We start from the raw sequence: 22,651 nt of genomic DNA, 5'->3' as shown, positions 1-22,651 counted from the left end.
CTGGTCATGGCATCGCATCCCCCTATCCGGAGCACCTTTTTCGTGAGTGAGCAGTCCCGCCGTCCGCGTAAGCCGGGCACGTCGTATCGCCGTCCCCAGAAGGACCCCGTCCGTATGCTCGCCTTCGAGGCGTTGCGGGCCGTGGACGAACGGGACGCGTACGCGAACCTTGTCCTGCCGCCGCTGCTGCGCCGGGCGCGGGAGAAGGCGGGGCCCGACAAGTTCGACGGGCGGGACGCGGCGCTGGCGACCGAGCTGGTGTACGGGACGCTGCGGTGGCAGGGGACCTACGACGCCGTGATCGCCGAGTGCGTGGACCGGCCGTTGCGCGAGGTCGATCCGCCGGTGCTCGATGTGCTGAGCCTCGGGGTGCACCAGCTGCTGGGGACGCGTATCCCGACGCACGCGGCCGTGTCCGCCTCTGTCGATCTCGCCCGGGTCGTGCTCGGCGACGGGCGGGCCAAGTTTGTGAACGCCGTGCTGCGGAAGGTCGCGCAGGACGATCTGGACGGCTGGCTGCGGCGGGTCGCGCCCCCCTACGACGACGATCCGGAGGAGCATCTCGCCGTCGTGCACTCGCATCCCCGATGGGTCGTCTCGGCGCTCTGGGATTCGCTCGGCGGCGGGCGGGCCGGGATCGAGGACCTGCTCGAAGCCGACAACGAGCGGCCCGAGGTGACGCTGGTAGCCCGGCCCGGGCGGGCCACCACCGAGGAACTCCTCCGGGAGGAGTCCGCGGTGCCGGGGCGCTGGTCGCCGTACGCCGTGCGGCTCGCCGAGGGCGGGGAGCCGGGTGCCGTGGACGCCGTACGGGAAAACCGTGCGGGTGTGCAGGACGAGGGCAGTCAGCTCGTGGCGCTCGCCCTCGCGAACGCGCCGCTCGACGGGCCCGACAAGGCGTGGCTGGACGGTTGCGCCGGGCCCGGCGGCAAGGCCGCGCTGCTCGCCGCGCTCGCCGCCGAGCGGGGGGCCGTACTGCTCGCCTCCGAGAAGCAGCCGCACCGGGCGGGGCTGGTCGCCAAGGCGCTCGCCGGAAACCCCGGGCCGTATCAGGTGATCGCGGCCGACGGGACGCGTCCGCCGTGGCGGCCGGGTTCCTTCGACCGGGTGCTGATGGATGTGCCCTGCACCGGGCTGGGGGCGCTGCGGCGGCGACCGGAGGCCCGTTGGCGGCGGCGGCCCGAGGACCTGGAGGGCTTCGCTCCGCTGCAACGGGCGCTGCTGCGGACCGCGTTGGAGTCCGTGCGGGTCGGGGGAGTCGTCGGGTACGCGACCTGTTCCCCGCATCTCGCCGAGACCCGCGCGGTCGTCCAGGACGTGCTCAAGCAGTACGGCGACGCGGTCGACGTCGTCGACGCCAGGCCGTTGCTCGCTGGCGTGACCGAGTTGGGCGAGGGGCCCGATGTTCAGTTGTGGCCGCATCTGCATGGGACGGACGCGATGTATCTGGCGCTGATCCGCCGTACTGCTTGAGCCTCGCTCCGGGCTGGTCCGGACAGCGTCTACTCCTGTTCCGTGGTCTCCTCGGAGGTCTTGTGCGTCGATGCCTTCTCGGGGGCCTCGTTCTCCAGCGGATAGTCCTCGGCGAGTTCACGTACGTCGACGTCCGGTGAGGCGCTGACCGCCCGGCGCCACTCGTCCAGGAGGGCGGTGTCGCCGATGTCGTCCAGGAGCATGCCCAGGCCGTTCATCGAGAAGACGTCCTCCACCTCGTCCTCGTCGCTCAGGGTCTCCCTGACCAACGGGGCGAGTTCGTCGTGGAAGTCGGTCGTCCGGCTGAGGGTGCGCAGGATCTCGCGGCCCCAGATGTTGCCCTTGCTGACGCCCAGGCAGCAGTCGTAGAGCTCCGGGAGGAGGGCGAGGACCAGGCGTGGGTGGTCCGTGCCGACGTCGCGCAGGAGGTTCAGCACGCTCAGGACGTTCCTGTTCCTGCGGAACTCCTTCCGGAGCACCGGCGCCAGATCCGCCGCCAGGGCCCGGTCCTTGATGGCCGTACGTCTCTCCTGCGCCTCCTGGAGTGCCTCTTCGGCGAGGGATACCTCGTGGCTCGCCACCCGGTAGTGGGCCCACAGCCGGTCCGGATCGCCCTTCTCCAGGAGCTCTTCAAATGTGTCCACGATGTCGTCCAGCCAGCTCACCAGGCCTCCCCCTGTCGACGTCTCAGACCGTTGAGCCGACGTGATGGTTGTCCTCCTCGCGCGCCAACCGGTGCGGCCACCACACGTTCGGGCCCACGTCCAGGAACAGGGCCGTGACCAGGACGGACCGTACGACGAAGGTGTCAAGGAGGACGCCCAGGGCGACCGCGAAGCCGATCTCGGCGAAGGCGACCATGGGAAGGGTGCCGAGGGCGGCGAAGGTGCCGGCGAGGACGAGTCCCGCCGAAGTGATCACCGCACCCGTCGCCGCGAGGCCCGTCACCACGCCCTTGCGGGTGCCCTGATGGGCGGCCTCCTCGCGGATGCGGGTGGTCAGGAAGATGTTGTAGTCGATGCCCAGCGCCACCAGGAACACGAAGACGAAGAGCGGGAAGTCCGTCGACTCGCCCGCGTAGTCGAAGAGGTACCGGAAGGCGAGCGCGCTGATGCCCAGCGCGGCGGTGAACGACAGGATCACCGTCCCGATCAGCAGCAGAGGGGCGATCAGGGCGCGGAGCAGGACACAGAGGATCAGCAGGACCACGACCAGCACCAGCGGGATGATCAGTACGTTGTCGTGGGTCGTCGCCTCGTCCATGTCCAGCAGGGCCGCCGTACCGCCGCCGACCTGCGCGTCGGCCTCCGGCACCGCGTGGACGGCGTCCCGGACCCGCTCGACGGTGTCCTTCGCGGCCTCGCTGTCGGCGGGGTCGGACATGGTGGCCTCGAAGAGGACCTGGCCTTCGTGGGCGGGCTTGGTGCCCGGTGGCAGGCCCAGGGAGTCCGGTACGACCCCGGGGGTGTCGGCGACCACCTGGCCCACCTCGCGGGCCTGTGCCTGGTTGCTGATGATCACGAGGGGGTCGCCGCTGCCCGCCGGGAAGTAGCGCTCGGAGACCTCCTGGCCCACGATCGAGTCCGGTTTGCCGGTGAAGGCGTCCGCGTTGCTGATGCCCTCGGCGCGCAGTTGGATCAGGCCCAGCGAGCACAGGACCAGCGCGGCCGCCGTCGCGACCCAGACCATGCGCGGGCGATGGGTGATACGTCGGCCCATACGGGCCCACAGGCCGAGCTCGGTCGGGTCGGCCGTGCCGAAGTGCGGGATCACCGGCCAGAAGACCCAGCGGCCGAAGATCACCAGCAGGGCGGGGAAGAGCGTCATCATCGCGAGCAGGGCGACCGCGACGCCGATCGCCGCGACCGGGCCCAGGCCGCGCGTCGAGTTCATCTCGGCGACCAGCAGCACCAGCATGCTCAGGACGACGGTGGCACCCGAGGCCAGCACCGCCGGGCCCGCCCGGTGCAGGGCGAGGGCCATCGCCTCGTGGCGGTCCTCGTGGCGGCGCAACTCCTCGCGGTAGCGGGCGACCAGCAGGAGGGCGTAGTCGGTGCCCGCGCCGAAGACGAGGACGGTGAGGATGCCCGCGCTCTGGCCGTTGACGGTCAGTCCGGCGTGCTCGGCGAGCAGGTAGATCAGGGCCTGGGCCGTGAACAGGGCGGCGATCACCGAGAGCAGGGGGACCAGCAGGAGGGACGGACTGCGATAGGTGAGCAGGAGCATGACGATGACGACAGCCATCGCCGACATCAGCAGCGTGGAGTCGATGCCCTCGAAGGCCTCGGAGAAGTCGGCGCTCGTACCGCCCGGACCCGTGATGTGCACGGCGAGCCCGCCGCCCCCCTCAGCGCTGCTTCTCCCACCCTCCTCCCCGATGTCCTCCCGGATCGAGTCGACCGCGGGCGCGATCCGCTCCCAGCCCTTCTCGTCCATCGTGATCGGCACGTAGATCTGCGCGGCCCTGGGGCCGGTCTCGCGGTCGTAGACCGGTCCTCGGGTCCGGTCGCCGATGATCCCGTGATCGCGCAGCTGTTTGAGCTCGCGTACGTCCTCCTCGATCCGCGACCGGTCCCCGGCGGTGAGGCCGCTCTCGCGGGCGTAGACGACGACCGCGGGGATCTGCTGGGGCCGGAAGTCCTCGGAGAGCTCCAGGACCTGGGTGGACTCGGCCGAGCCGGGCAGCCAGGACGTCGCCTCGTTGTCCTGGGCGTCGGTGAGCTTCGACGCGAACGGTGCCACGATGAACAGCACCACCAGCCACAGCACCAGCACGACCCACTTGGCGCGCCGCCCGCAGACCAGATGCCCGATGCCCCGGCCGCCCGTCCCGAGCTCCGTCATGGCCGCCCCAGCAGCCGTGGGTATGGCCACCCCCGCGGCCGTAGGTACGGACCGGTGCCCGCGAACACCCGCTGCCATGGGAGGCTTGGTGTATGGCCGCGCAGATCAACCCAAGCATCCTGTCCGCCGACTTCGCCCGTCTCGCCGACGAGGCGAAGGCGGTCGAAGGGGCCGACTGGCTCCATGTAGACGTGATGGACAACCATTTCGTCCCGAACCTCACGCTCGGTGTGCCGGTCGTGGAGTCCCTGGCCCGTGCGACCGAAACGCCGCTGGACTGCCATCTGATGATCGAGGCCCCCGATCGGTGGGCGCCCCAGTACGTGGAGGCGGGTGCCGGTTCCGTCACCTTCCATGTCGAGGCGGCCGCCGCACCGGTGCGGCTCGCCCGCGAGATCCGGGCCAAGGGAGCCAGGGCCTCCATGGCGCTCAGGCCGGCGACGCCGATCGAGCCGTTCGAGGACCTGCTGCCCGAGCTCGACATGGTGCTGATCATGACGGTCGAGCCGGGCTTCGGAGGCCAGGCCTTCCTCGACATCATGCTGCCCAAGATCCGCCGGACCCGCGAGTTGATCAGCAAGCACGGCCTCGACCTGTGGCTCCAGGTCGACGGAGGTGTCTCCACCTCCACCATCGAGCGCTGCGCCGAGGCGGGCGCCGACGTCTTCGTCGCCGGTTCCGCGGTGTACGGGGCCGACGACCCGGCCGAGGCGGTCCGCGCACTGCGTGCCCAGGCGGATGCCACGACGGCCACCGCCGCCTGGGCCTGCGGACACTGAGAACAGCGAGAAAAAGAGGCACGACCGTGCGACTGCTGAGCCCAAGGGGCAGGTCATGCGACCAGCGAGCCAAGGGAACGTGAACGGCGCTCTTTCGGGCTGATCGAAAATGCCGGATCTGCAAGGATGAACGGCGTATCCATGTGTGAAGAGCAGTGAGGAGATGGCCGTGTCGGGTATGTCGGCGGGCCGGTCAGCCATGCGGATGGGACCCGCTGAGCTGGTTCAGGCGGCAGCCATGGCGCGCCGCTTCTACCTCGAGGGCAAGTCCAAGATCCAGATCGCCGAGGAGTTCGGCGTGAGCCGCTTCAAGGTGGCCCGTGTCCTGGAGACCGCCCTCGAACGGGATCTCGTACGCATCGAGATCCGCGTCCCCGCCGAGCTGGACGCCGAGCGCTCCGACGCCCTGCGCGCCCGCTACGGCCTCAGGCACGCCGTGGTCGTCGAATCCCCGGCCGAGGCCGAGGAGTCACCCGACCCCGAGAACCTCGGCGAGGTCGCCGCGGACCTGCTCGGCGAACTCGTCAACGAGGGTGATGTCCTGGGCCTCGCCTGGGGACGCTCCACCATCCACATGGCGGCCGCCCTGGACCGGCTGCCGCCCTGCACGGTGGTGCAGCTGACGGGCGTGTACGACGCCGGGACCGCCGAGCGCGGCTCGGTGGAGGCGGTACGGCGGGCCGCGCAGGTGTCGGGGGGCGACGCTCACCCCATCTACGCGCCGATGCTGCTGCCGGACGCGGCCACCGCGGCCGCGCTGCGCAACCAGACCGGGATCGCCCGAGCCTTCGAGTACTTCGACAAGGTCACGGTCGCCTGCGTCTCCATCGGCTCCTGGGAGCCCGGCATCTCCACGGTGCACGACATGCTCAGCGACGAGGAGCGGGGCCACTACGCCTCTCTCGGTGTCGCCGCCGAGATGTCCGCACACCTCTTCGACGCCGACGGCCGCAGGATCGGGCGCGACCTCGGTGAGCGGTGCATCACGGTCAAGGCCGACCAGCTTCGCAGGATCCCTGAGGTCGTCGCGATCGCCGGCGGACAGCGCAAGGGCACCGCCATCGACGCGGTACTGCGCTCGGGCCTGGTCACCAGCCTCGTCACCGACACCTCGGCGGCGGACTACCTGCTGACGGCCGGTCAGGCCCCGCGCCCCGCGCTCAACCGGGCCGATCCGGACGGGCCCTGACGGAAGGTGCGCAGCACGGCACCGACGATCACCACGACCTGTTCAGCGCGGTCCTGACACGAAGGCGGTTTTGAGATGAGCGACGGCACGCTCGCCGAGGTACTGGGCGAGGGCGGCTGGGTCCACATCGAGCTGGATCTGAGCGGAGTTGTGGCCAAGCCCGGTTTCATGGACCGCTGCGCCCGTGCCCTGACCCTGCCCGACTACTTCGGCCGCAACTGGGACGCCCTCGCCGACTGCCTCACCGACCTGTCCTGGGCGCCGCCCGTGCGGGGACGGCTGGTCGTGATCACCGGCTGGCAGGAGTTCGCGCGGTCGGTGCCGCACGACTGGGGCATGGCACAGGACGTGTTCGCGGAGGCCGTCGACCATTGGCGCGGCACCGAGACGGAGTTCCAGGTGGTGCTCGCACTCGGAGGATCCTCCTAGGCCACCGACCGGCCCTCTGGATGATCCGTCGGGGCCGCTCGTACCCGCCGACATGGGACAATGAAGTACGTGCTCTTCCCCCTGGCGGTCCTGTCAGGGGGTCACCTCTGAACGACTGGGATGTGCGGCACGTGCGTTTCCTCAATGACATCCAGCCCGCGTACGACCTGACGTACGACGACGTCTTCATGGTCCCGAGCCGTAGCGCGGTCGGATCGCGGCAGGGCGTCGACCTGGCCTCCCCGGACGGCACGGGCACCACCATCCCGCTCGTCGTCGCCAACATGACCGCCATCGCCGGCCGCCGTATGGCGGAGACGGTCGCCCGGCGCGGTGGCCTCGTGGTCATCCCGCAGGACATCCCGATCGAGGTCGTCACCGAGGTCATCTCCTGGGTGAAGAGCCGCCACCTCGTCCTCGACACCCCGATCGTGCTGAACCCGCACCAGACGGTCGCCGACGCGTTGTCCCTGCTGCCGAAGCGGGCGCACAACGCGGGCGTCGTCGTCGACGAGGAGCTCCGGCCGGTCGGTGTCGTCACGGACCGGGACCTCACGGGTGTCGACCGCTTCACCCAGCTCGAAGTGGTCATGTCCAAGGACCTGTTGCTCCTCGACGCGGACATCGACCCCCGCGAGGCCTTCAACCGCCTCGACCACGCGAACCGTCGCTACGCGCCCGCGGTCGACAAGGACGGCCGCCTCGCCGGCATCCTCACCCGCAAGGGCGCCCTGCGCGCCACGCTCTACACCCCGGCCGTCGACGCGAACGGCAAGCTGCGCATCGCCGCCGCCGTCGGCATCAACGGCGACTTCGCGGGCAAGGCCGAGCAACTGCTCGACGCGGGCGTCGACACGCTCGTCATCGACACCGCGCACGGTCACCAGGAGTCGATGATCAACGCGATCAAGCTGGTGCGCGACCTCGGTCCCCAGGTGCCGATCGCCGCGGGCAACATCGTCGCCGCGGAGGGTGTGCGCGACCTCGTCGAGGCGGGCGCCGACATCGTCAAGGTCGGGGTCGGACCCGGTGCCATGTGCACGACCCGGATGATGACCGGGGTCGGGCGGCCGCAGTTCTCGGCGGTGCTGGAGTGTGCGGCCGAGGCGAAGAAGTACGGCAAGCATGTGTGGGCCGATGGTGGCGTGCGGCACCCGCGTGATGTCGCCATGGCGCTGGCCGCGGGTGCGTCGAACGTCATGATCGGGTCGTGGTTCGCCGGGACGTACGAGTCGCCGGGGGACCTTCAGCAGGACGCCAGTGGGCGGCTGTACAAGGAATCGTTCGGGATGGCGTCGGCGCGGGCGGTTCGTAACCGCACGAGCGAGGAGTCCGCGTACGACCGGGCGCGCAAGGCGCTGTTCGAGGAGGGCATCTCCACGTCGCGGATGTTCCTGGATCCGGCTCGGCCGGGGGTCGAGGATCTGATCGACTCGGTGATCGCGGGGGTTCGGTCGTCCTGCACGTATGCGGGCGCCGGGTCTCTCGAGGAGTTCGCGGAGCGGGCCGTGGTGGGGATTCAGAGTGCGGCGGGGTATGCGGAGGGTAAGCCTCTGCACGCCAGCTGGAGTTAGGGGCGCCTGGATGGCCCTCGGGCTCGTGTTCTACTTCGGTTGCGGCTATCGCCGTTCCCGTCTCGCAGACCCCCTTCCCCACTCCGTCGCGACTCCAGAGAAGTGATCCACCCGCAGTGCTGAACGAGCTCGACGAACGCATCGTGCACGCCCTCGCCGAGGACGCCCGCCGCTCTTTCTCCGACATCGGCCAACTCGTCGGCCTGTCCGCGCCGGCGGTGAAGCGCCGCGTGGACCGGCTGCGGGCGTCCGGGGCCATCAGGGGATTCACCGTTCGTGTGGACCCCGTCGCGCTCGGGTGGGAGACCGAGGGGTTCGTCGAGATCTACTGCCGGCGGAACACGTCGCCGGAGACCATTCAGCGGGGGCTGGAGCGGTATCAGGAGGTTGTCGCCGCGTCGACCGTCACCGGGGAGGCCGACGCGGTGGTGCAGGTTTTCGCCTCCGACATGCGGCACTTCGAGCGGGTGCTCGAGCGGATCGCCGGGGAGCCGTTCGTCGAGCGGACGAAGTCGGTTCTTGTGCTGTCGCCTTTGCTGCGGCGGTTTTCTTCTGGATCGCCCGCGTGAGAGCTCGGGGTCGGACGCCTCGGTCGGACGCTTCATCCCACACCTAATACGTAGCGGCGGTTGAAGAGTTGCTCCTACCATCGGGTCTATGACCTGGCGACATTGATCCACCAGTCGTGCCTCCCGAGGGCCGCCTGGGACGTCGTGCATCCGACGTCCTCATCGCCCCTTCGGGAAGGCCTCATGACACTCTCACCTGCGCGTTTGTCCGGCGCCGAGAACACCGGGACCAGCGGTGTCCGGCGGCTGACGGTCACGCTGTACGGTTACGCGTTCCTCGACGACTTCGTGCTGCTCTACCCGGTGTACGCGCTGCTGTTCAGCGACGCCGGTCTGTCGATCTGGGAGATCTCCTCCCTGTTCGCCCTGTGGTCGATCACGGGGATTCTGCTGGAGGTTCCCTCCGGTGCCTGGGCCGACGCCGTGTCCCGGCGGATGTTGCTCTGGCTGGGGCCATTGCTCACCGGCGTCGGCTTCGCGCTCTGGGTGATCGTGCCGTCGTACTGGGCCTTCGCTCTCGGCTTCGTGCTCTGGGGAGTGCGTGGAGCGCTCGGTTCCGGTGCGTTGGAGGCACTGGTGTACGACGAGCTGGACCGGCTCGGCGCGGCCGATCGGTACGCGCGTGTCATCGGTCGGGCCCAGGCGGCCGGGATGGTCGCCGTGATGGCGGCGATGGGACTGGCCGGCCCGGTGCTCGACCTCGGCGGCTATCCGGCCGTGGGCGCGGCGAGCGTGCTGGTCTCTGTGCTGACCTCGGTGGTCGCCACCAGGTTCCCCGAGCACAGGGAAGCGGTGTCGCCCGGCGGCGACCCGGTCTCCACCCTCGCCACCCTGCGGACCGGGCTCTCCGAAGCCCGCCGGGATCGTTCCGTACGCGGGGCCCTGCTGCTCGTTCCGGCCGTCGGGGCGGTCTGGGGTGCCCTCGACGAGTACACGCCTCTGCTGGTCCGGGACACCTCAGTGGCCGTGCAGACGGTTCCGTATCTGCTTCTGCTGATCTGGGTCGGCCCCACGATCGGGAGCCTCCTGACCGGCGTGGGTGAGCGGCTCGGCACGACCGGGCTCGCGGGGGTGCTCACGGGCTCGGCGGTCGCGTTGTCGGTGGGCGCGTTGATGGGCACACCGGCGGGCATCGGTCTCGTGGCCGTCGCCTTCGGCGGTTTCCAACTGGTCAACGTCCTGGCCGACGCCCGGCTGCAGAGCCGTATCGAGGGCGCCCGCCGGGCCACCCTCACCTCGGTGGCGAGCATGGGCACCGAGCTCGCCACGGTCGCGGTGTTCGCCGCGTACGCCACGATCGGCCGGTCCCACGCGCACAGCACCGCCTTCGCCGTGCTCGCGGTGCCCTATCTGGTGACGGCGCTGGTGTTGCGGGCCGTCTCCGGAAGACGGGCCTGACCCGTGCCCTCGGCCGGGGGCTCCCGTTCCCGACCGAGGGCACGCAACGAATCGCCGTCGGCCCCGTCGTGGACGCAACGAACCGCTCACCGGCGCGCAACGGCTCCTTCTTGTCCGCCCCGCCGTGCCGCCCGTACCGTCTACGTGGCCCCAGAATCCCCCTCCGCCCCCGGTGAGGAACACGCATGCGCATCGCCCTGCTCCAGAGCTCCGGCCGCCCCGGCTCGGTCGCCGAGAACCTCAAGGTGCTCGACGAGGCCGCGGGCCGTGCCGCGGCCGCGGGGGCCGGGCTGTTGGTCGCGCCGGAGATGTTCCTGACCGGGTACGCGATCGGCGACGACATCGGGCGGCTCGCCGAGCCCGCCGACGGGGACTCGGCCGACGCGATCGCCGAGACCGCCGGACGGCACGGGCTCGCCATCGCGTACGGCTACCCCGAGCGCGCCGGCGAGGCGGTCTTCAACTCGGTGCAGCTCATCTCGGCCGACGGCACCCGTCTCGCCGGTTACCGCAAGACCCACCTCTTCGGCTGCTTCGAGCGCGACCACTTCACCCCGGGCGAGCAGCCCGTCGTCCAGGCCGAACTGGGCGGCCTCCGCGTCGGGATCATGATCTGCTACGACGTCGAGTTCCCGGAGAACGTCCGCGCCCACGCCCTCGCCGGCACCGACCTGCTGATCGTGCCCACGGCCCAGATGCACCCGTTCCAGTTCGTCGCCGAGTCGATGATCCCGGTGCGCGCCTTCGAGAACCAGCTGTACGTCGCCTACGTCAACCGGGTCGGCCAGGAAGGGGAGTTCGACTTCGTCGGGCTCTCCACGCTCGCCGGTCCCGACGGGGTCGCGCGTACCCGCGCCGGACGGGGCGAGGACCTCGTCCTCGCCGACGTCGACCCCGCCTTCCTCGCGGCCTCGCGCGCGACGAACCCCTATCTGCAGGACCGTCGCCCCGGCCTCTACGGGGCCCTCGTCTGATCCTCCCCCTCCAGCCCCACCTCATTAGCTTTCGTGCAAGGAGTCCGTACCCCATGACGTCCACCGTGCCCAACGCCATCGAGCACGCAGACGAGCAGCAGCCGCCGATCACCATGTTCGGCCCGGACTTCCCGTACGCGTACGACGATTTCCTCGCCCACCCGGCGGGCCTCGGCCAGATACCGGCGACCGAGCACGGCACCGAGGTCGCGGTCGTCGGCGGCGGACTCTCCGGCATCGTGGCGGCGTACGAACTGATGAAGATGGGGCTCAAGCCGGTCGTGTACGAGGCCGGCCGGATCGGCGGGCGGCTGCGGACAGTGGGCTTCGAGGGCCCCGACACCGAGGGCCTCACCGCCGAGATGGGCGCGATGCGCTTCCCGCCGTCCTCCACGGCGCTCCAGCACTACATCGACCTGGTGGGCTTGGAGACCCGGCCCTTCCCCAACCCCCTGTCGGAGGCGACGCCCTCGACCGTCGTCGACCTCAAGGGCGAGTCGCACTACGCCGAGACGATCGCGGATCTGCCGCAGGTCTACCGTGACGTCGCCGCCGCCTGGAACGCCTGCCTCGAAGAGGGCGCCGACTTCTCCGACATGAACCGGGCCATGCGCGAGCGTGACGTCCCGCGCATCCGCGAGATCTGGTCGAGGCTCGTCGAGAAACTCGACAACCAGACCTTCTACGGCTTCCTCTGCGACTCCGAGGCCTTCAGGTCCTTCCGCCACCGCGAGATCTTCGGTCAGGTCGGCTTCGGCACGGGCGGCTGGGACACCGACTTCCCGAACTCCATCCTGGAGATCCTGCGGGTCGTCTACACCGAGGCCGACGACCACCACCGCGGCATCGTCGGCGGCAGCCAGCAGCTCCCGCTCCGGCTCTGGGAGCGCGAGCCGGAGAAGATCGTCCACTGGGCGCACGGGACCTCGCTCGCGAAGCTGCACGAGAACGGCGAGCCCCGCCCGGCGGTGACCCGGCTGCACCGCACCGCGGGCAACCGGATCACCGTGACCGACGCGAACGGCGACATCCGTACGTACGCGGCGGCCGTCTTCACCGCCCAGTCCTGGATGCTGCTGTCGAAGATCGCCTGCGACGACTCGCTCTTCCCGATCGACCACTGGACCGCCATCGAGCGCACTCACTACATGGAGTCCAGCAAGCTCTTCGTGCCCGTCGACCGGCCCTTCTGGCTCGACAAGGACGAGCGGACCGGCCGGGACGTCATGTCGATGACGCTCACCGACCGTATGACGCGCGGGACTTATCTCCTCGACGACGGACCGGACAGGCCCGCCGTCATCTGCCTCTCCTACACCTGGTGCGACGACAGTCTGAAGTGGCTGCCGCTGTCCTCGAACGAGCGGATGGAGGTCATGCTGAAGTCACTCGGCGAGATCTACCCCAAGGTCGACATCCGGGGGCACATCATCGGCAACCCGGTGACCGTGTCCTGGGAGAACGAGCCCTACTTCATGGGCGCGTTCAAGGCCAACCTTCCCGGCCACTACCGCTACCAGCGGCGCCTGTTCACCCACTTCATGCAGGACCGGCTGCCCGAGGACAAGCGGGGCATCTTCCTCGCCGGCGACGACATCTCCTGGACGGCCGGCTGGGCCGAGGGCGCCGTCCAGACCGCCCTCAACGCGGTCTGGGGCGTCATGCACCACTTCGGCGGAGCGACCGACGCGACCAACCCCGGCCCCGGCGACGTCTACGACGCGATCGCGCCCATCGAACTCCCGGAGGACTGAACGGCGGCTGAGCTCCGCGGTCAGACCCCGGCCGCGCGTGCCGACTCGTACACCTCCGCGGCCACGTCCTTGAGTTCCTCGGCGTCGCGCAGGTCGCCCTGGAGGTCGAGGAAGATCTCGTCGAGGCCGATCTCGGCGTGCGCCGCCAGGTCCTCGGCGAGTTGGTCGGCGTTGCCCTGGAACGGCTGGCGGTCGGTGCCCTCGTAGGCCTTGGTCTGGTACGCCACGTTGATGCGCAGCACCGAGCGGAGCGGTCGGATACGGCGGCGCTCGGCGGCCAGGTCGCGCAACTGGCGCCACTGGGTGGCCAGTTCCTCGACACCCAGGCCGACCGGCAGCCAGCCGTCGGCGTGGTCGACGAGTCTGCGCTGCGCTCGTCTGGTGCCGGCGGGGAGCAGTATGGGTATCGGCCGGGCGGGCTTGGGGCCGACCACGGCGGAGGCGATCTTCGTGAGCCTGCCGTCGTACGACACCGGATCGGGGCCCCAGACGGCCCGGCAGACCTCGATCAGCTCCTCCAGCACCTGGCCGCGCTCCTCGAAGGGGCGGACGGCCGCCGCCGCGTACTCGTCGTACGACCAGCCGGTACCGAGGCCCGCGACCACCCGGCCGCCGCTCGCCGCGTCCAGCGAGGCGAGGGACTTGGCGAGCTGGAAGGGCACGTGCAGCGGGGCGATGAGGCTCGTGCCCAGCCGTGCCCGCCGGGTGGCCGCCGCGGCCAGGGTGAGGGTGACCAGCGGCTCGGCCACATGCCGGTACTGGTCCGGCCAGGGCAGGCCCTCCAGGCCGTACAGGCCCTGCGAGGGCCGTTCGGGAAACAGGGCCCGTTCGAAGACCCACAGACTGTCGTAGCCGATGGATTCGGCCGTCCGCGCCACGTCGGGCACGTCCTTTCCGATGTCGTACTGCCGCATCTGGGGAAGGGCGAGCCCGAGTCGTAACGCCATGCCGTGCTCCTCTACGAAGGATCTTCTCAAGCTGAACGTATAACCTTCACAAGGGAGTTCTACGCGCGGCACACGCGTCTGGGCGGTACCGCCTCAGCTCGGCAGTGGCGTCAGCAGCATCCGTCCCGCCAGACCCACGGCCGCGTCCAGCCGGTCGCCGAACTCCTCGGCGAGTTCGGGGAGTCCACGCAGCGCCCACAGTGCCCGGGCGGCCGACCAGCTCGCCTCACGGGCCCGTTCAAGGCTCCATGAGCCGAGCAGATGGGTGAGCGGATCGGCGATCTGGAGCAGATCGGGGCCCGGCATCAACTCCTCGCGGATGCGCTCCTCCAGCGAGACGAGGACATCGCCCACATGATCGAACTCGTCCTCCAGATCGACGGGTTCGCAGCCGAGCGTACGACAGGTGTCCACGACGGCCAGCGCGAGATCGTGCCCGATATGCGCATTGATGCCCGCCAGGGCGAACTGCAGCGGCCGTACCCCCGGATGGCGCCGGAACTGCAGCAGCGGGCGCCAGCACGCGGGCGGGCACCCGCCCTCCGCGACCCTCAGATACCGCTCGGCGAAGCGCACGTCGAGCACGATCGCGGCCTCGGCGTCCGGGAACAGGCCCGCGTCCAGACGTCGGTCGATGGCCTCCGTGACGGTGAGGTAGACGCGGTTGAAGACCGCGAGCCCGTCCCGCTCGGGCAGGGCGGCGTCAAGGGCGCGCATACGGGAGACGACTGTGTCCACTGAGTCCACGGAATTGGTGAAATGTTCCAACTGCGCCATAGGGGGCAGGGTCCCAGCCCTAGGCTGACACCGGTGCCGCCGTGCCCGGCGCGTCCCCGGAACGGGGTAACGGGGGCGCGACGGGGAGTACCGGGAAGTGTCGTGAGGCAGGGGAAGCCTCAGTCCGGGAGCAGGGGGGAGCACCACGTGTCAGGCTTACGTGCCCAGCGTCTGGCCGCACGCCGAGCCGAGCGCAGGCGGACGGCGAGGCGCCGCGCCATGGTCGTGGCCGCGGCGGTCGTGACCGTCGTCGGCACCGTCACCGGAGTGGTGACCGCGATGAACGGCGACACAGGCTCCGACGAGGCCCGCCCCCTGACGAGCCGCTCACCGAGCCTCCCATCCGAGCCGGCCGACCCGACCCCGGCGACCCCGTCCCCGTCGCGGAGCTCGCTCACGCCCTCGAAGTCGCCCGAACCCTCGAGGAAGGCCGGCGTGCAGCCCTCGGCGGAGCGGACCGAACAGCGGACGGAGCCCCTGACCGAACCCGGTGAGCTCTACCGTCACCCCGACTCCCAGGTCCTCGACTGGGTCCGTGACAACCCCGGTGACCCGCGCAGCGCCGTCATCGAGTCCGGCATCGCCGACCACCCGGCCGCCATCTGGTTCACGGACCCCGACCCGGCCACCGTCACGTCCCAGGTCGCGGCGGTCGCCTCCGGTGGGGCCGCGCAGGGCCGGGTGCCGGTCCTCGTGGCGTACGCGATCCCCGACCGCGACTGCGGCGGGGCCTCGCAGGGCGGGGCGTCGAGCCTGGACGCGTACGACGCCTGGATCGATGCCTTCGCCGCCGGGCTCGGCTCGGACGAGGTCATCGTGATCCTGGAGCCGGACGCGATCGCCCAGTCGGACTGTCTCTCCGCCGGCGCGCGGGCCGACCGCTTCGCGTCCCTCGCCCGCGCCGGTCGCGTCCTGAAGGCGGCCAACCCCGGCGCCCGGGTCTACTACGACGCCGGGCACTCCGGATGGAACGCGCCGGACAAGCAGGCCGCACTGCTCCGCCAGGCGGGCGCCGCCTCGCCCGACGCCTCCGACGGCGTCTTCAGCAACGTGTCGAACTTCAACCGCACGGACGCCGAGGTCGCCTACACCCGCCATGTGCTGGCCGCCCTCGGCGGCCCCGCGAGCCTCGGCGCCGTCATCGACACCAGCCGCAACGGCAACGGAGCCCCCACCGACGGCGCATGGTGCGACCCCTCCGGCCGCAGCCTCGGACAGCCGCCGACCCTCGGCACCGGCGAGGCCCGCATCGACGCCTATCTGTGGGTGAAACTGCCGGGCGAGTCCGACGGCTGCCGGGGGAGGGCGGGGGCGTTCTCACCGGAGTACGCGTACGAGCTGGCGCGGGGCTGAGGAGGCATGCCGGTCAGGGCCTCGGGTCGGGAACCGCCGCCTCCGGTCGGCCGACCTCGGGGCGCTCCCGCTCAGCGGTGCGCAGCACGCCCGCGAAGACGGCGAGCCCGCACGCCAGCACGGTCACCAGGCCGAACGACACCACCAGGCTCGTCATCTGGGCCAGCCCGCCGATCGCGCTCGGCGCGATCAGGCCCGAGGTGTACGTGATGGTCGCGACGCCCGCGATGGCCAGGCTGGGGTTCGGCCCGCTGCGACCGGCGGCGGCGAAGCAGAGCGGTACGACCACGGCGATGCCCAGGCCCATCAGCGCGAAGCCGCCCATCGCCATCACCGGGTGGTTCGCGACGACGATCAGCAGACCGCCGAGCGCGGCGAGGACACCGCCCGCCCGTACGGTTCGGACCGCACCGAAACGGTTGACCACCGCGTCGCCCACGAGCCGGGCCAGTGCCATGGTCAGCATGAAACCGGTGGTGCACGCGGCCGCGAGCCCCGCCGAGGTCTCCAACTGGTCCCGCAGATAGACCGCCGACCAGTCCAGGGCGGCCCCCTCCGCGAACACCGCGCAGAACCCGATCGCGCCGATCAGCAGCGCCGACCTCGGCGGCAGCGCGAACCGGGGCGGCGGCTCCTCGTCCTCGGTGGGCCTCAGGTCCAGCACCCACTGGCAGGCGACCAGACCCAGGACGGTGAGCGCGGCCGCCGCCAGCGCGTGGTGCAGCCGGGCGTCCGAGCCCAGATGGGCGGCGAGCGTGCCGGCCGCCGAGCCGATCAGGGCGCCCACGCTCCACATGCCGTGCAGCCCCGACATGATCGACTTCCCGAGGCGGGTCTCGACCTCGACGCCGAGCGCGTTCATGGCGACGTCCGCCATGCCCGAGGTCGCGCCGTACACGAAGAGGGCGAGGCACAGCGTCCACAGGTTCGGCGCGAGGGAGGGCAGGACAAGGGCGAGCGTCCACAGGGAGATCAGCCCGCGCAGCGCCGTACGGGCCCCGAACCGGTGGCTGATCCGGCCCGCGAGCGGCATCGCCACGGACGCGCCGATCGCCGGGAAGGCGAGCGCGAGCCCCAACTGGCCCGCGCCGACTCCCGCATGGTCCTGGATCCACGGCACACGGGTCGCGAACGAGCCGGTGACGGCGCCGTGCACGGCGAACACGGCGGCCACGGCGTACCGGGCGCGCCTCACGTGGCGTTGCTCGTGGACCACCGCACTCATGCTCGGCTCTCCCTCGATGTCGTGGTGCCCCTGGGCACTCGCGCCGACGTAAACTATCAGGAACCCTGCCTGATAGATAGACGCCAGGGGAGGGCGCGGGCCGACGGCCGTACGCCCCCGCCGATCTGGGAGGATCCCGGCATGCCCGCATCACCCAGCACTGCCCGGGCCATCAACGACCGGCTCGCCCTGCGGCTGCTGCAGGAGGAAGGGCCGTTGACGGCAGGGCAGTTGAAGCAGCTCACCGGTCTGTCCCGGCCCACGGTCGCGGACCTCGTGGAGCGCCTGACCGCCGCCGGGCTGATCGCGGTCGTGGGGGAGTCCGGGGAGCAGCGGCGCGGCCCCAACGCCAGGTTGTACGGCATCGTCGCCGACCGCGCCCACCTGGCCGCCCTCGATGTGCGCACCGAGGGCGTCACGGTCGTCGTCGCCGACCTGCTCGGCACGGAGCTGGCGCGGGCGTCCGTCCCGATCGCGGACGACGCCGGTACGGGACCCGCGGTGGAGCAGGCGGTCACGCTGGTGGAGCGCGCCGCGAAGGAGGTCGGCGCCGACCGGCTGCACACGGTGGCGATCGGCGCCCCCGGCCTGATCGACCCGGCCACCGGCGAACTCCGTAACTCCATCGGCCTGCCCGAATGGCACCGCCGGCTGGCCTCGGCCCTCGGCGAACGCCTCCAGGCTCGCGTCCTGGTCGAGAACGAGACCAACCTCGCCGCTCTCGCCGAACAGCGCGACGGCGCCGCTCACGACCGCGACACCTTCGTCCTCCTCTGGCTCGGCCTCGGCATCGGCGCCGCCGTCGTCCTCGACGGCACCCTCCGCCGCGGCGCCTCCGGCGGCACCGGCGAGATCGGCTTCCTCCCGGTCCCGGGCACCACCACCCTCCCCTCCGCGACCGGCTGCGAGGGCGGCTTCCACTCCCTCGCGGGCGCGGCAGCGGTCGCCGCGCTGGCGACGGCTCACGGGGTCGAGGCCGAGGCCATGGGACACGAGTCGCATGCGGCGACATTGGTGCGGGCGGCTGTGACGGGTTTGGTGAGGGGCGACGTGGCCGGGGCTGCGGCGGACGGTCGGAGCGGATCGGGCGCCTCGGCGGAGCGTGACACCCGCTTCCTGGACGTCCTCGCCGATCGGCTCGCCATGGGCGCCGCCTCGGTCGTGGCTGTCCTCGACCCCGGGTGCGTAGTCCTCGGTGGTGAGCTCGGGCAGGCCGGTGGGGACGTACTCGCCGCCCGCGTGGAGGCACGGCTGACGGTCCTGTCGCCGCTGCCGACGGAGGTCCGGCCGAGCGCACTCGGGGGGAGCGCCGTGCTGCGTGGCGCGCTCCTCATGGCCCGGGAGGCGGCTCAGGACGAGTTGTTCGCACCGCCCACGCGGTAGCGCGTGCGGGTGGGCGTCGTCCCAACGGCACACAAGCCGTGCCTGCCATCACCTTCGCGGCGACCCAGCGGCCCCGAACCGCGCCGCCAAGTGCTCCCCGAACGTCGCCTTCCCCACGGCCCGCTCCGGCGTGAGATGGCCTCCGGCCCGGAACCCCCGGTAGGCCTTGCCGAACAGCGGCACGTTCACCAGCGGTCGGCGTCGGCCCGTGGCCCTCAGGTAGGCGCGGGCCAGCTCAGGGAAGGTGAGGACCTCGGGGCCGCCCATGTCGTCGACGCGGCCGGCGGGGGCGCCCACGGCCAGGTCGGCCAGACGGTCGGCGACCTCGGCGACGGCGACGGGCTGGTCGCTCACGCCGGCCGGTACAAGCATGACCGGTGGCTTGGACAGGATCTGGAAGAGCATCACGAGGAGGTCGTGGAACTGGGTCGCGCGCAGGACGGTCCAGCCCAGCCCCGACTCCTCGACCAGCCGCTCGACGGCCAGCTTGGTCCGGTAGTAACCGAACGGCACCCGGTCCACGCCGACGATCGAGATGTAGACGAGGTGCCCCACCCCGGCCCGCCGCGCCGCCGCGATCAGGTTCGCCGCCGCCTGCTCGTCGCCTCCGCGCGGCGAGGTCGCGCAGTGCACGATCGTGTCCACCCCCGCCACGGCCGCGTCCAGCCCGCTCCCGCCCGCGACGAGATCGACGGCGTACGGCTGCGCGTGCCGACTGAGCACCCGTACCTCGTGCCCGTCCGCCCGCAGCCGCTCGGTGAGAGGCCGCCCGAGGACACCGGTTCCTCCGGTCACCAGGATCGTTGTCATGTCTCCAGCGTCGCAGAGACCCGCCGCCGGCACTCGGCGACCGACGCGGGACCCGGCGACGGGGCAAGGGCCGTCGTCACCGCCGCCGGGCCGTTCAGGGCGGGTACCGTGACGGCAGACTTTAAAAGGACTAGACCAAGCCGGTCAATGGGTCGGGGCCGGTTCGAATGAGGCCGGTGGGGCGGAAGTTGACTCAGGGTCAGCCCCCATCGAGCCCCGGCTGCGCCTGCCGCGGAAGTCCAGCGACACCGCCTGTGAGCCACCCCACAGCCTTCACCCGCATGGGCGTCGATCAGGCGTGGCACACTGGCCATGTACCAGAAGCAGCGCACTCCGGGGTCGGTGAAAGTCCGAACCGGCGGTTACAGTCCGCGACCCGGTCGCTTCCAGCGGCCGGTTGACCAGGTGAAATTCCTGGACCGACGGTTAAAGTCCGGATGGGAGGCAGTGCGCGGCGGGCGGGCATTCATGCGCGCCGCCGTCTGTTTTCGGTCCACCTCGTCAGGGGTGGGTCCGCAGCACACGGCGACGCTCTCTGTGCCGTCGTCCGCTCATGTCTGTCGTCTTCGACAGCCCCGGAGTCCGTGCCCAACGAGGCAGGAGGACCCGGGAAGTGTTCACCGGAATCATCGAAGAGCTTGGTGAGGTCACCGCCGTCGAGAACCTCGGCGACTCCTCCCGCTTCTGTCTGCGTGGCCCGGTCGTCACGCAGGGCGCGCGCCACGGCGACTCCATCGCCGTCAACGGCGTCTGTCTCACGGTCGTCGAGCACGAGGACGACTGGTTCACCGCCGACGTCATGGCCGAGACCCTCGAGCGCTCCAGCCTCGGCGCCCTGACCGTCGGCTCCTGCGTCAACCTCGAACGCCCCATGGCCGTCGGTGAGCGCCTCGGCGGCCACATCGTGCAGGGCCACGTCGACGGCACGGGCCGGGTCATCGAGCGCAAGCCGTCCGAGAACTGGGAGATCGTCAAGGTCTCGCTCCCCGCGGACCTGACCCGGTACGTCGTCGAGAAGGGCTCCATCACCGTCGACGGCATCAGCCTCACCGTCGTCGACGCCGGCCCCGACTACTTCACCGTCAGCCTCATCCCCACCACCCTCTACCTGACCACGCTCGGCCGCAAGCAGCCCGGCGACCCGGTCAACCTCGAGGTCGACGTCATCGCCAAGTACGTCGAGCGGCTGCTGGGCACCCAGGGTGCGGCCGGCGCTCCGGGGGCGGCGAAGTGAACTCGCTGAACTCCGTCGCTTTCACGGCGTTCGGCCAGCAGATCCTCTGGTCGGACATGATCGGAAACATCCTCGGCCTGATCGCCCTCGCCCTCGGCGCCCTACGGTCCCTGTGGAACTGGCCGGTGCAGTTCCTCTCCGGACTCATCCTCTTCGGCGCCTTCGTCGGGCACCTGACCGGCAGCGCGGGCAAGCAGGTCATCGTCATGGCCGTCGCCGCGTACGGCTGGTGGCAGTGGAACCGCACCAAGGGGCAGACGGCGGACGGCGCCATCGCCCCGCGCTTCGCCACCTGGCGCGAACGCGGCTACCTCATCGCCGGTGCCGTACTCGGCACCCTCGCCGTCGGCGGCCTCTTCACCGCGTACCCCACCCTGTCCTGGGACCCCTGGCCGGACGCGTACATCTTCACCGGCACCATCGTCGCCATGTACGCCCAGGCGCGCGGCATGGTCGAGTTCTGGTTCGCCTGGCTGCTGGTCGACCTCGTGGGCGTCCCGCTCAACTTCGCCAACGGCTACGCCTTCTCCGGTTTCGTCTACATCATCTACGGCGCGCTCGTCCTGTGGGGCATGCGCGACTGGTGGCTGCGCTCGCGCAAGCCCGCCCTGGAAGGAGCCCCGGCATGACCACGGCGTCGATCCTTTACAGCACCGACTGCGCCGAAGACACGGCGAACTTCGGGCTCGACCCCATCGAGCAGGCCATCGCCGACATCGCGGCCGGCCGCCCGGTCGTGGTCGTCGACGACGAGGACCGCGAGAACGAGGGCGACCTCGTCGTCGCCGCCGAGAAGGCCACCCCCGAGATCGTCGCCTTCATGATGAGCGAGTGCCGGGGCATGATCTGCGCCCCCATGGAGGGCGACGAGCTGGACCGGCTCGAACTGCCCCAGATGGTGCAGCAGAACACCGAGTCGATGCGCACCGCGTTCACCGTCACCGTCGACGCCGCGCCCCAGCACGGCGTCACCACCGGCATCTCCGCCTCCGACCGCGCCACCACCCTCCAACTGCTGGCGAGCGGCACGGCTCAGGCGGACGACTTCGTCCGCCCCGGCCACATCTTCCCGCTGCGCGCCCGACCCGGCGGCGTCCTCGCGCGCAACGGCCACACCGAGGCCGCCGTCGACCTCGCCCGCCTCGCGGGCCTGCGCCCGGCCGGCGCGATCGTCGAGATCGCCGGCGAGGACGGCCGCATGCTGCGCCTGCCCGAGCTGATCCCCTTCGCCCGCAAGCACGGCCTGACGATCATCTCCATCGAGGACCTGATCGCCTACCGCCGCTCCTCCGAGCCCACCGTCAAGCGCGAGGCGAAGACCCAACTGCCCACCACCTTCGGTGACTTCACGGCCTATGGCTACCGCTCCACCGTCGACGGCGTCGAGCACGTCGCCCTCGTCCACGGCGAGCTCGGCGACGGCGAGGACGTCCTCGTCCGCGTCCACTCCGAATGCCTCACCGGCGACATCTTCCACTCCCTGCGCTGCGACTGCGGCCCCCAGCTGGAGACCTCCCTGGAACGCATCGCCGCCGAGGGCCGGGGCGTCGTCGTCTATCTGCGCGGCCACGAGGGCCGCGGCATCGGACTGCTGTCCAAGCTGCGCGCGTACGAACTCCAGGAGCTCGGCCGCGACACCCTCGACGCCAACCTGGAGCTGGGCCTGCCCGCCGACGCCCGGGACTACGGCGCCGGCGCGCAGATCCTCAAGGACCTCGGCGTCCGCAGCCTCCGGCTCATGACGAACAACCCCGAGAAGACCGACGCCCTCGTCCAGCACGGCCTTAACGTCAACGACCGCGAGCCGATGCCCGTCCGCGCGGGCGAGCACAACCTCCGCTATCTGCGCACCAAGCGGGACCGGATGGGACACGACCTGCCCTGGCTGGACGCGACCACGGCGTCCACCTGCGGTAATCAGTAGCAACGACAGCAAGAC

Annotated in this window: 20 protein-coding genes and 1 riboswitch; of the genes, 14 read left to right on the top strand and 6 right to left on the bottom strand. The window is 70.9% G+C overall.

Annotation, left to right across the window (positions count from 1 at the left end; genetic code table 11):
• Nucleotides 1-42 precede the first annotated feature (42 nt).
• The gene (locus CES90_RS14335) at nucleotides 43-1,473 is read left to right on the top strand and encodes an RsmB/NOP family class I SAM-dependent RNA methyltransferase (RefSeq protein WP_189785167.1); all 1,431 of its coding nucleotides are present in this window, start codon (nucleotides 43-45) and stop codon (nucleotides 1,471-1,473) included.
• A gap of 29 nt (nucleotides 1,474-1,502) precedes the next feature.
• Here CES90_RS14335 and CES90_RS14330 read toward each other — a convergent pair whose 3' ends face one another.
• On the bottom strand, nucleotides 1,503-2,138 hold the full coding sequence (locus CES90_RS14330; protein ID WP_189785166.1) for a hypothetical protein: 636 nt from the start codon (nucleotides 2,136-2,138) through the stop codon (nucleotides 1,503-1,505).
• 22 nt (nucleotides 2,139-2,160) lie between these two features.
• Nucleotides 2,161-4,317 carry an MMPL family transporter gene (locus CES90_RS14325; RefSeq protein WP_189785165.1) on the bottom strand — a complete coding sequence of 719 codons (2,157 nt, stop codon included), beginning with the start codon at nucleotides 4,315-4,317 and terminating at the stop codon, nucleotides 2,161-2,163.
• Between the two features lie 92 nt (nucleotides 4,318-4,409).
• On the opposite strand from CES90_RS14325, the gene rpe reads away from it, so the two are divergent.
• From rpe to CES90_RS14285, 8 genes are all read left to right on the top strand, one after another.
• Complete coding sequence (gene rpe / locus CES90_RS14320) at nucleotides 4,410-5,096, top strand: ribulose-phosphate 3-epimerase (protein ID WP_149827987.1); 687 nt, start codon at nucleotides 4,410-4,412, stop codon at nucleotides 5,094-5,096.
• Nucleotides 5,097-5,241: 145 nt separating this feature from the next.
• Nucleotides 5,242-6,285: a sugar-binding transcriptional regulator gene (locus CES90_RS14315; RefSeq protein WP_189785164.1), complete on the top strand. Its 1,044-nt coding sequence runs from the start codon at nucleotides 5,242-5,244 to the stop codon at nucleotides 6,283-6,285.
• Between the two features lie 75 nt (nucleotides 6,286-6,360).
• Nucleotides 6,361-6,714: a barstar family protein gene (locus CES90_RS14310; RefSeq protein ID WP_189785163.1), complete on the top strand. Its 354-nt coding sequence runs from the start codon at nucleotides 6,361-6,363 to the stop codon at nucleotides 6,712-6,714.
• Between the two features lie 131 nt (nucleotides 6,715-6,845).
• A complete protein-coding gene (locus CES90_RS14305; RefSeq protein WP_189785162.1) occupies nucleotides 6,846-8,288 on the top strand; it encodes a GuaB1 family IMP dehydrogenase-related protein in 1,443 nt (480 codons plus the stop codon).
• Between the two features lie 116 nt (nucleotides 8,289-8,404).
• Nucleotides 8,405-8,857 (top strand): Lrp/AsnC family transcriptional regulator, encoded by a 453-nt coding sequence (locus CES90_RS14300; RefSeq protein WP_189785161.1) that lies wholly within the window; start codon nucleotides 8,405-8,407, stop codon nucleotides 8,855-8,857.
• 183 nt (nucleotides 8,858-9,040) lie between these two features.
• Nucleotides 9,041-10,255, top strand: coding sequence for an MFS transporter (locus CES90_RS14295; protein WP_189785160.1), 1,215 nt, complete (start codon nucleotides 9,041-9,043; stop codon nucleotides 10,253-10,255).
• Between the two features lie 185 nt (nucleotides 10,256-10,440).
• Nucleotides 10,441-11,229 (top strand): carbon-nitrogen hydrolase family protein, encoded by a 789-nt coding sequence (locus CES90_RS14290; RefSeq protein WP_189785159.1) that lies wholly within the window; start codon nucleotides 10,441-10,443, stop codon nucleotides 11,227-11,229.
• 53 nt (nucleotides 11,230-11,282) lie between these two features.
• A complete protein-coding gene (locus tag CES90_RS14285; RefSeq protein WP_189785158.1) occupies nucleotides 11,283-12,983 on the top strand; it encodes a flavin monoamine oxidase family protein in 1,701 nt (566 codons plus the stop codon).
• Between the two features lie 20 nt (nucleotides 12,984-13,003).
• On the opposite strand, the gene CES90_RS14280 is transcribed toward CES90_RS14285, so the two are convergent.
• Together CES90_RS14280 and CES90_RS14275 are read right to left on the bottom strand one after the other, a co-directional pair.
• Nucleotides 13,004-13,930, bottom strand: a complete 927-nt coding sequence (locus CES90_RS14280; protein WP_189785157.1) for a TIGR03619 family F420-dependent LLM class oxidoreductase — start codon at nucleotides 13,928-13,930, stop codon at nucleotides 13,004-13,006.
• A 93-nt stretch (nucleotides 13,931-14,023) separates the two neighbouring features.
• Nucleotides 14,024-14,707: a DUF5995 family protein gene (locus CES90_RS14275; RefSeq protein ID WP_189785156.1), complete on the bottom strand. Its 684-nt coding sequence runs from the start codon at nucleotides 14,705-14,707 to the stop codon at nucleotides 14,024-14,026.
• A gap of 219 nt (nucleotides 14,708-14,926) precedes the next feature.
• Between CES90_RS14275 and CES90_RS14270 the strand changes: the two genes are divergently transcribed.
• The gene (locus CES90_RS14270; protein ID WP_189785227.1) at nucleotides 14,927-16,060 is read left to right on the top strand and encodes a glycoside hydrolase family 6 protein; all 1,134 of its coding nucleotides are present in this window, start codon (nucleotides 14,927-14,929) and stop codon (nucleotides 16,058-16,060) included.
• Nucleotides 16,061-16,073: 13 nt separating this feature from the next.
• Here the strand turns inward: CES90_RS14270 and CES90_RS14265 are convergent, their stop codons facing one another.
• On the bottom strand, nucleotides 16,074-17,285 hold the full coding sequence (locus tag CES90_RS14265) for an MFS transporter (protein ID WP_189785155.1): 1,212 nt from the start codon (nucleotides 17,283-17,285) through the stop codon (nucleotides 16,074-16,076).
• Between the two features lie 141 nt (nucleotides 17,286-17,426).
• On the opposite strand from CES90_RS14265, the gene CES90_RS14260 reads away from it, so the two are divergent.
• Nucleotides 17,427-18,668: an ROK family transcriptional regulator gene (locus tag CES90_RS14260; protein WP_189785154.1), complete on the top strand. Its 1,242-nt coding sequence runs from the start codon at nucleotides 17,427-17,429 to the stop codon at nucleotides 18,666-18,668.
• A 48-nt stretch (nucleotides 18,669-18,716) separates the two neighbouring features.
• Here the strand turns inward: CES90_RS14260 and CES90_RS14255 are convergent, their stop codons facing one another.
• The gene (locus tag CES90_RS14255) at nucleotides 18,717-19,478 is read right to left on the bottom strand and encodes an SDR family oxidoreductase (protein WP_189785153.1); all 762 of its coding nucleotides are present in this window, start codon (nucleotides 19,476-19,478) and stop codon (nucleotides 18,717-18,719) included.
• A gap of 324 nt (nucleotides 19,479-19,802) precedes the next feature.
• Nucleotides 19,803-19,933: riboswitch (FMN riboswitch) on the top strand.
• Between the two features lie 158 nt (nucleotides 19,934-20,091).
• Between CES90_RS14255 and CES90_RS14250 the strand changes: the two genes are divergently transcribed.
• Genes CES90_RS14250 through CES90_RS14240 form a run of 3 tightly spaced genes read left to right on the top strand, consistent with a single transcriptional unit; the run spans nucleotide 20,092 to nucleotide 22,636 of the window.
• A complete protein-coding gene (locus CES90_RS14250) occupies nucleotides 20,092-20,712 on the top strand; it encodes a riboflavin synthase (RefSeq protein WP_189785152.1) in 621 nt (206 codons plus the stop codon).
• A complete protein-coding gene (locus CES90_RS14245) occupies nucleotides 20,709-21,341 on the top strand; it encodes a nicotinamide mononucleotide transporter family protein (RefSeq protein WP_189785151.1) in 633 nt (210 codons plus the stop codon). The genes CES90_RS14250 and CES90_RS14245 overlap by 4 nt, the downstream gene beginning before the upstream one ends.
• Nucleotides 21,338-22,636, top strand: a complete 1,299-nt coding sequence (locus CES90_RS14240) for a bifunctional 3,4-dihydroxy-2-butanone-4-phosphate synthase/GTP cyclohydrolase II (protein WP_189785150.1) — start codon at nucleotides 21,338-21,340, stop codon at nucleotides 22,634-22,636. The genes CES90_RS14245 and CES90_RS14240 overlap by 4 nt, the downstream gene beginning before the upstream one ends.
• Nucleotides 22,637-22,651 lie beyond the last annotated feature (15 nt).

This window comes from Streptomyces capitiformicae (assembly GCF_002214185.1).
Taxonomy (GTDB): domain Bacteria; phylum Actinomycetota; class Actinomycetes; order Streptomycetales; family Streptomycetaceae; genus Streptomyces; species Streptomyces capitiformicae.
Note: the sequence above shows the minus strand (reverse complement) of the source record. Positions and strands in the feature narration are given on the sequence as shown.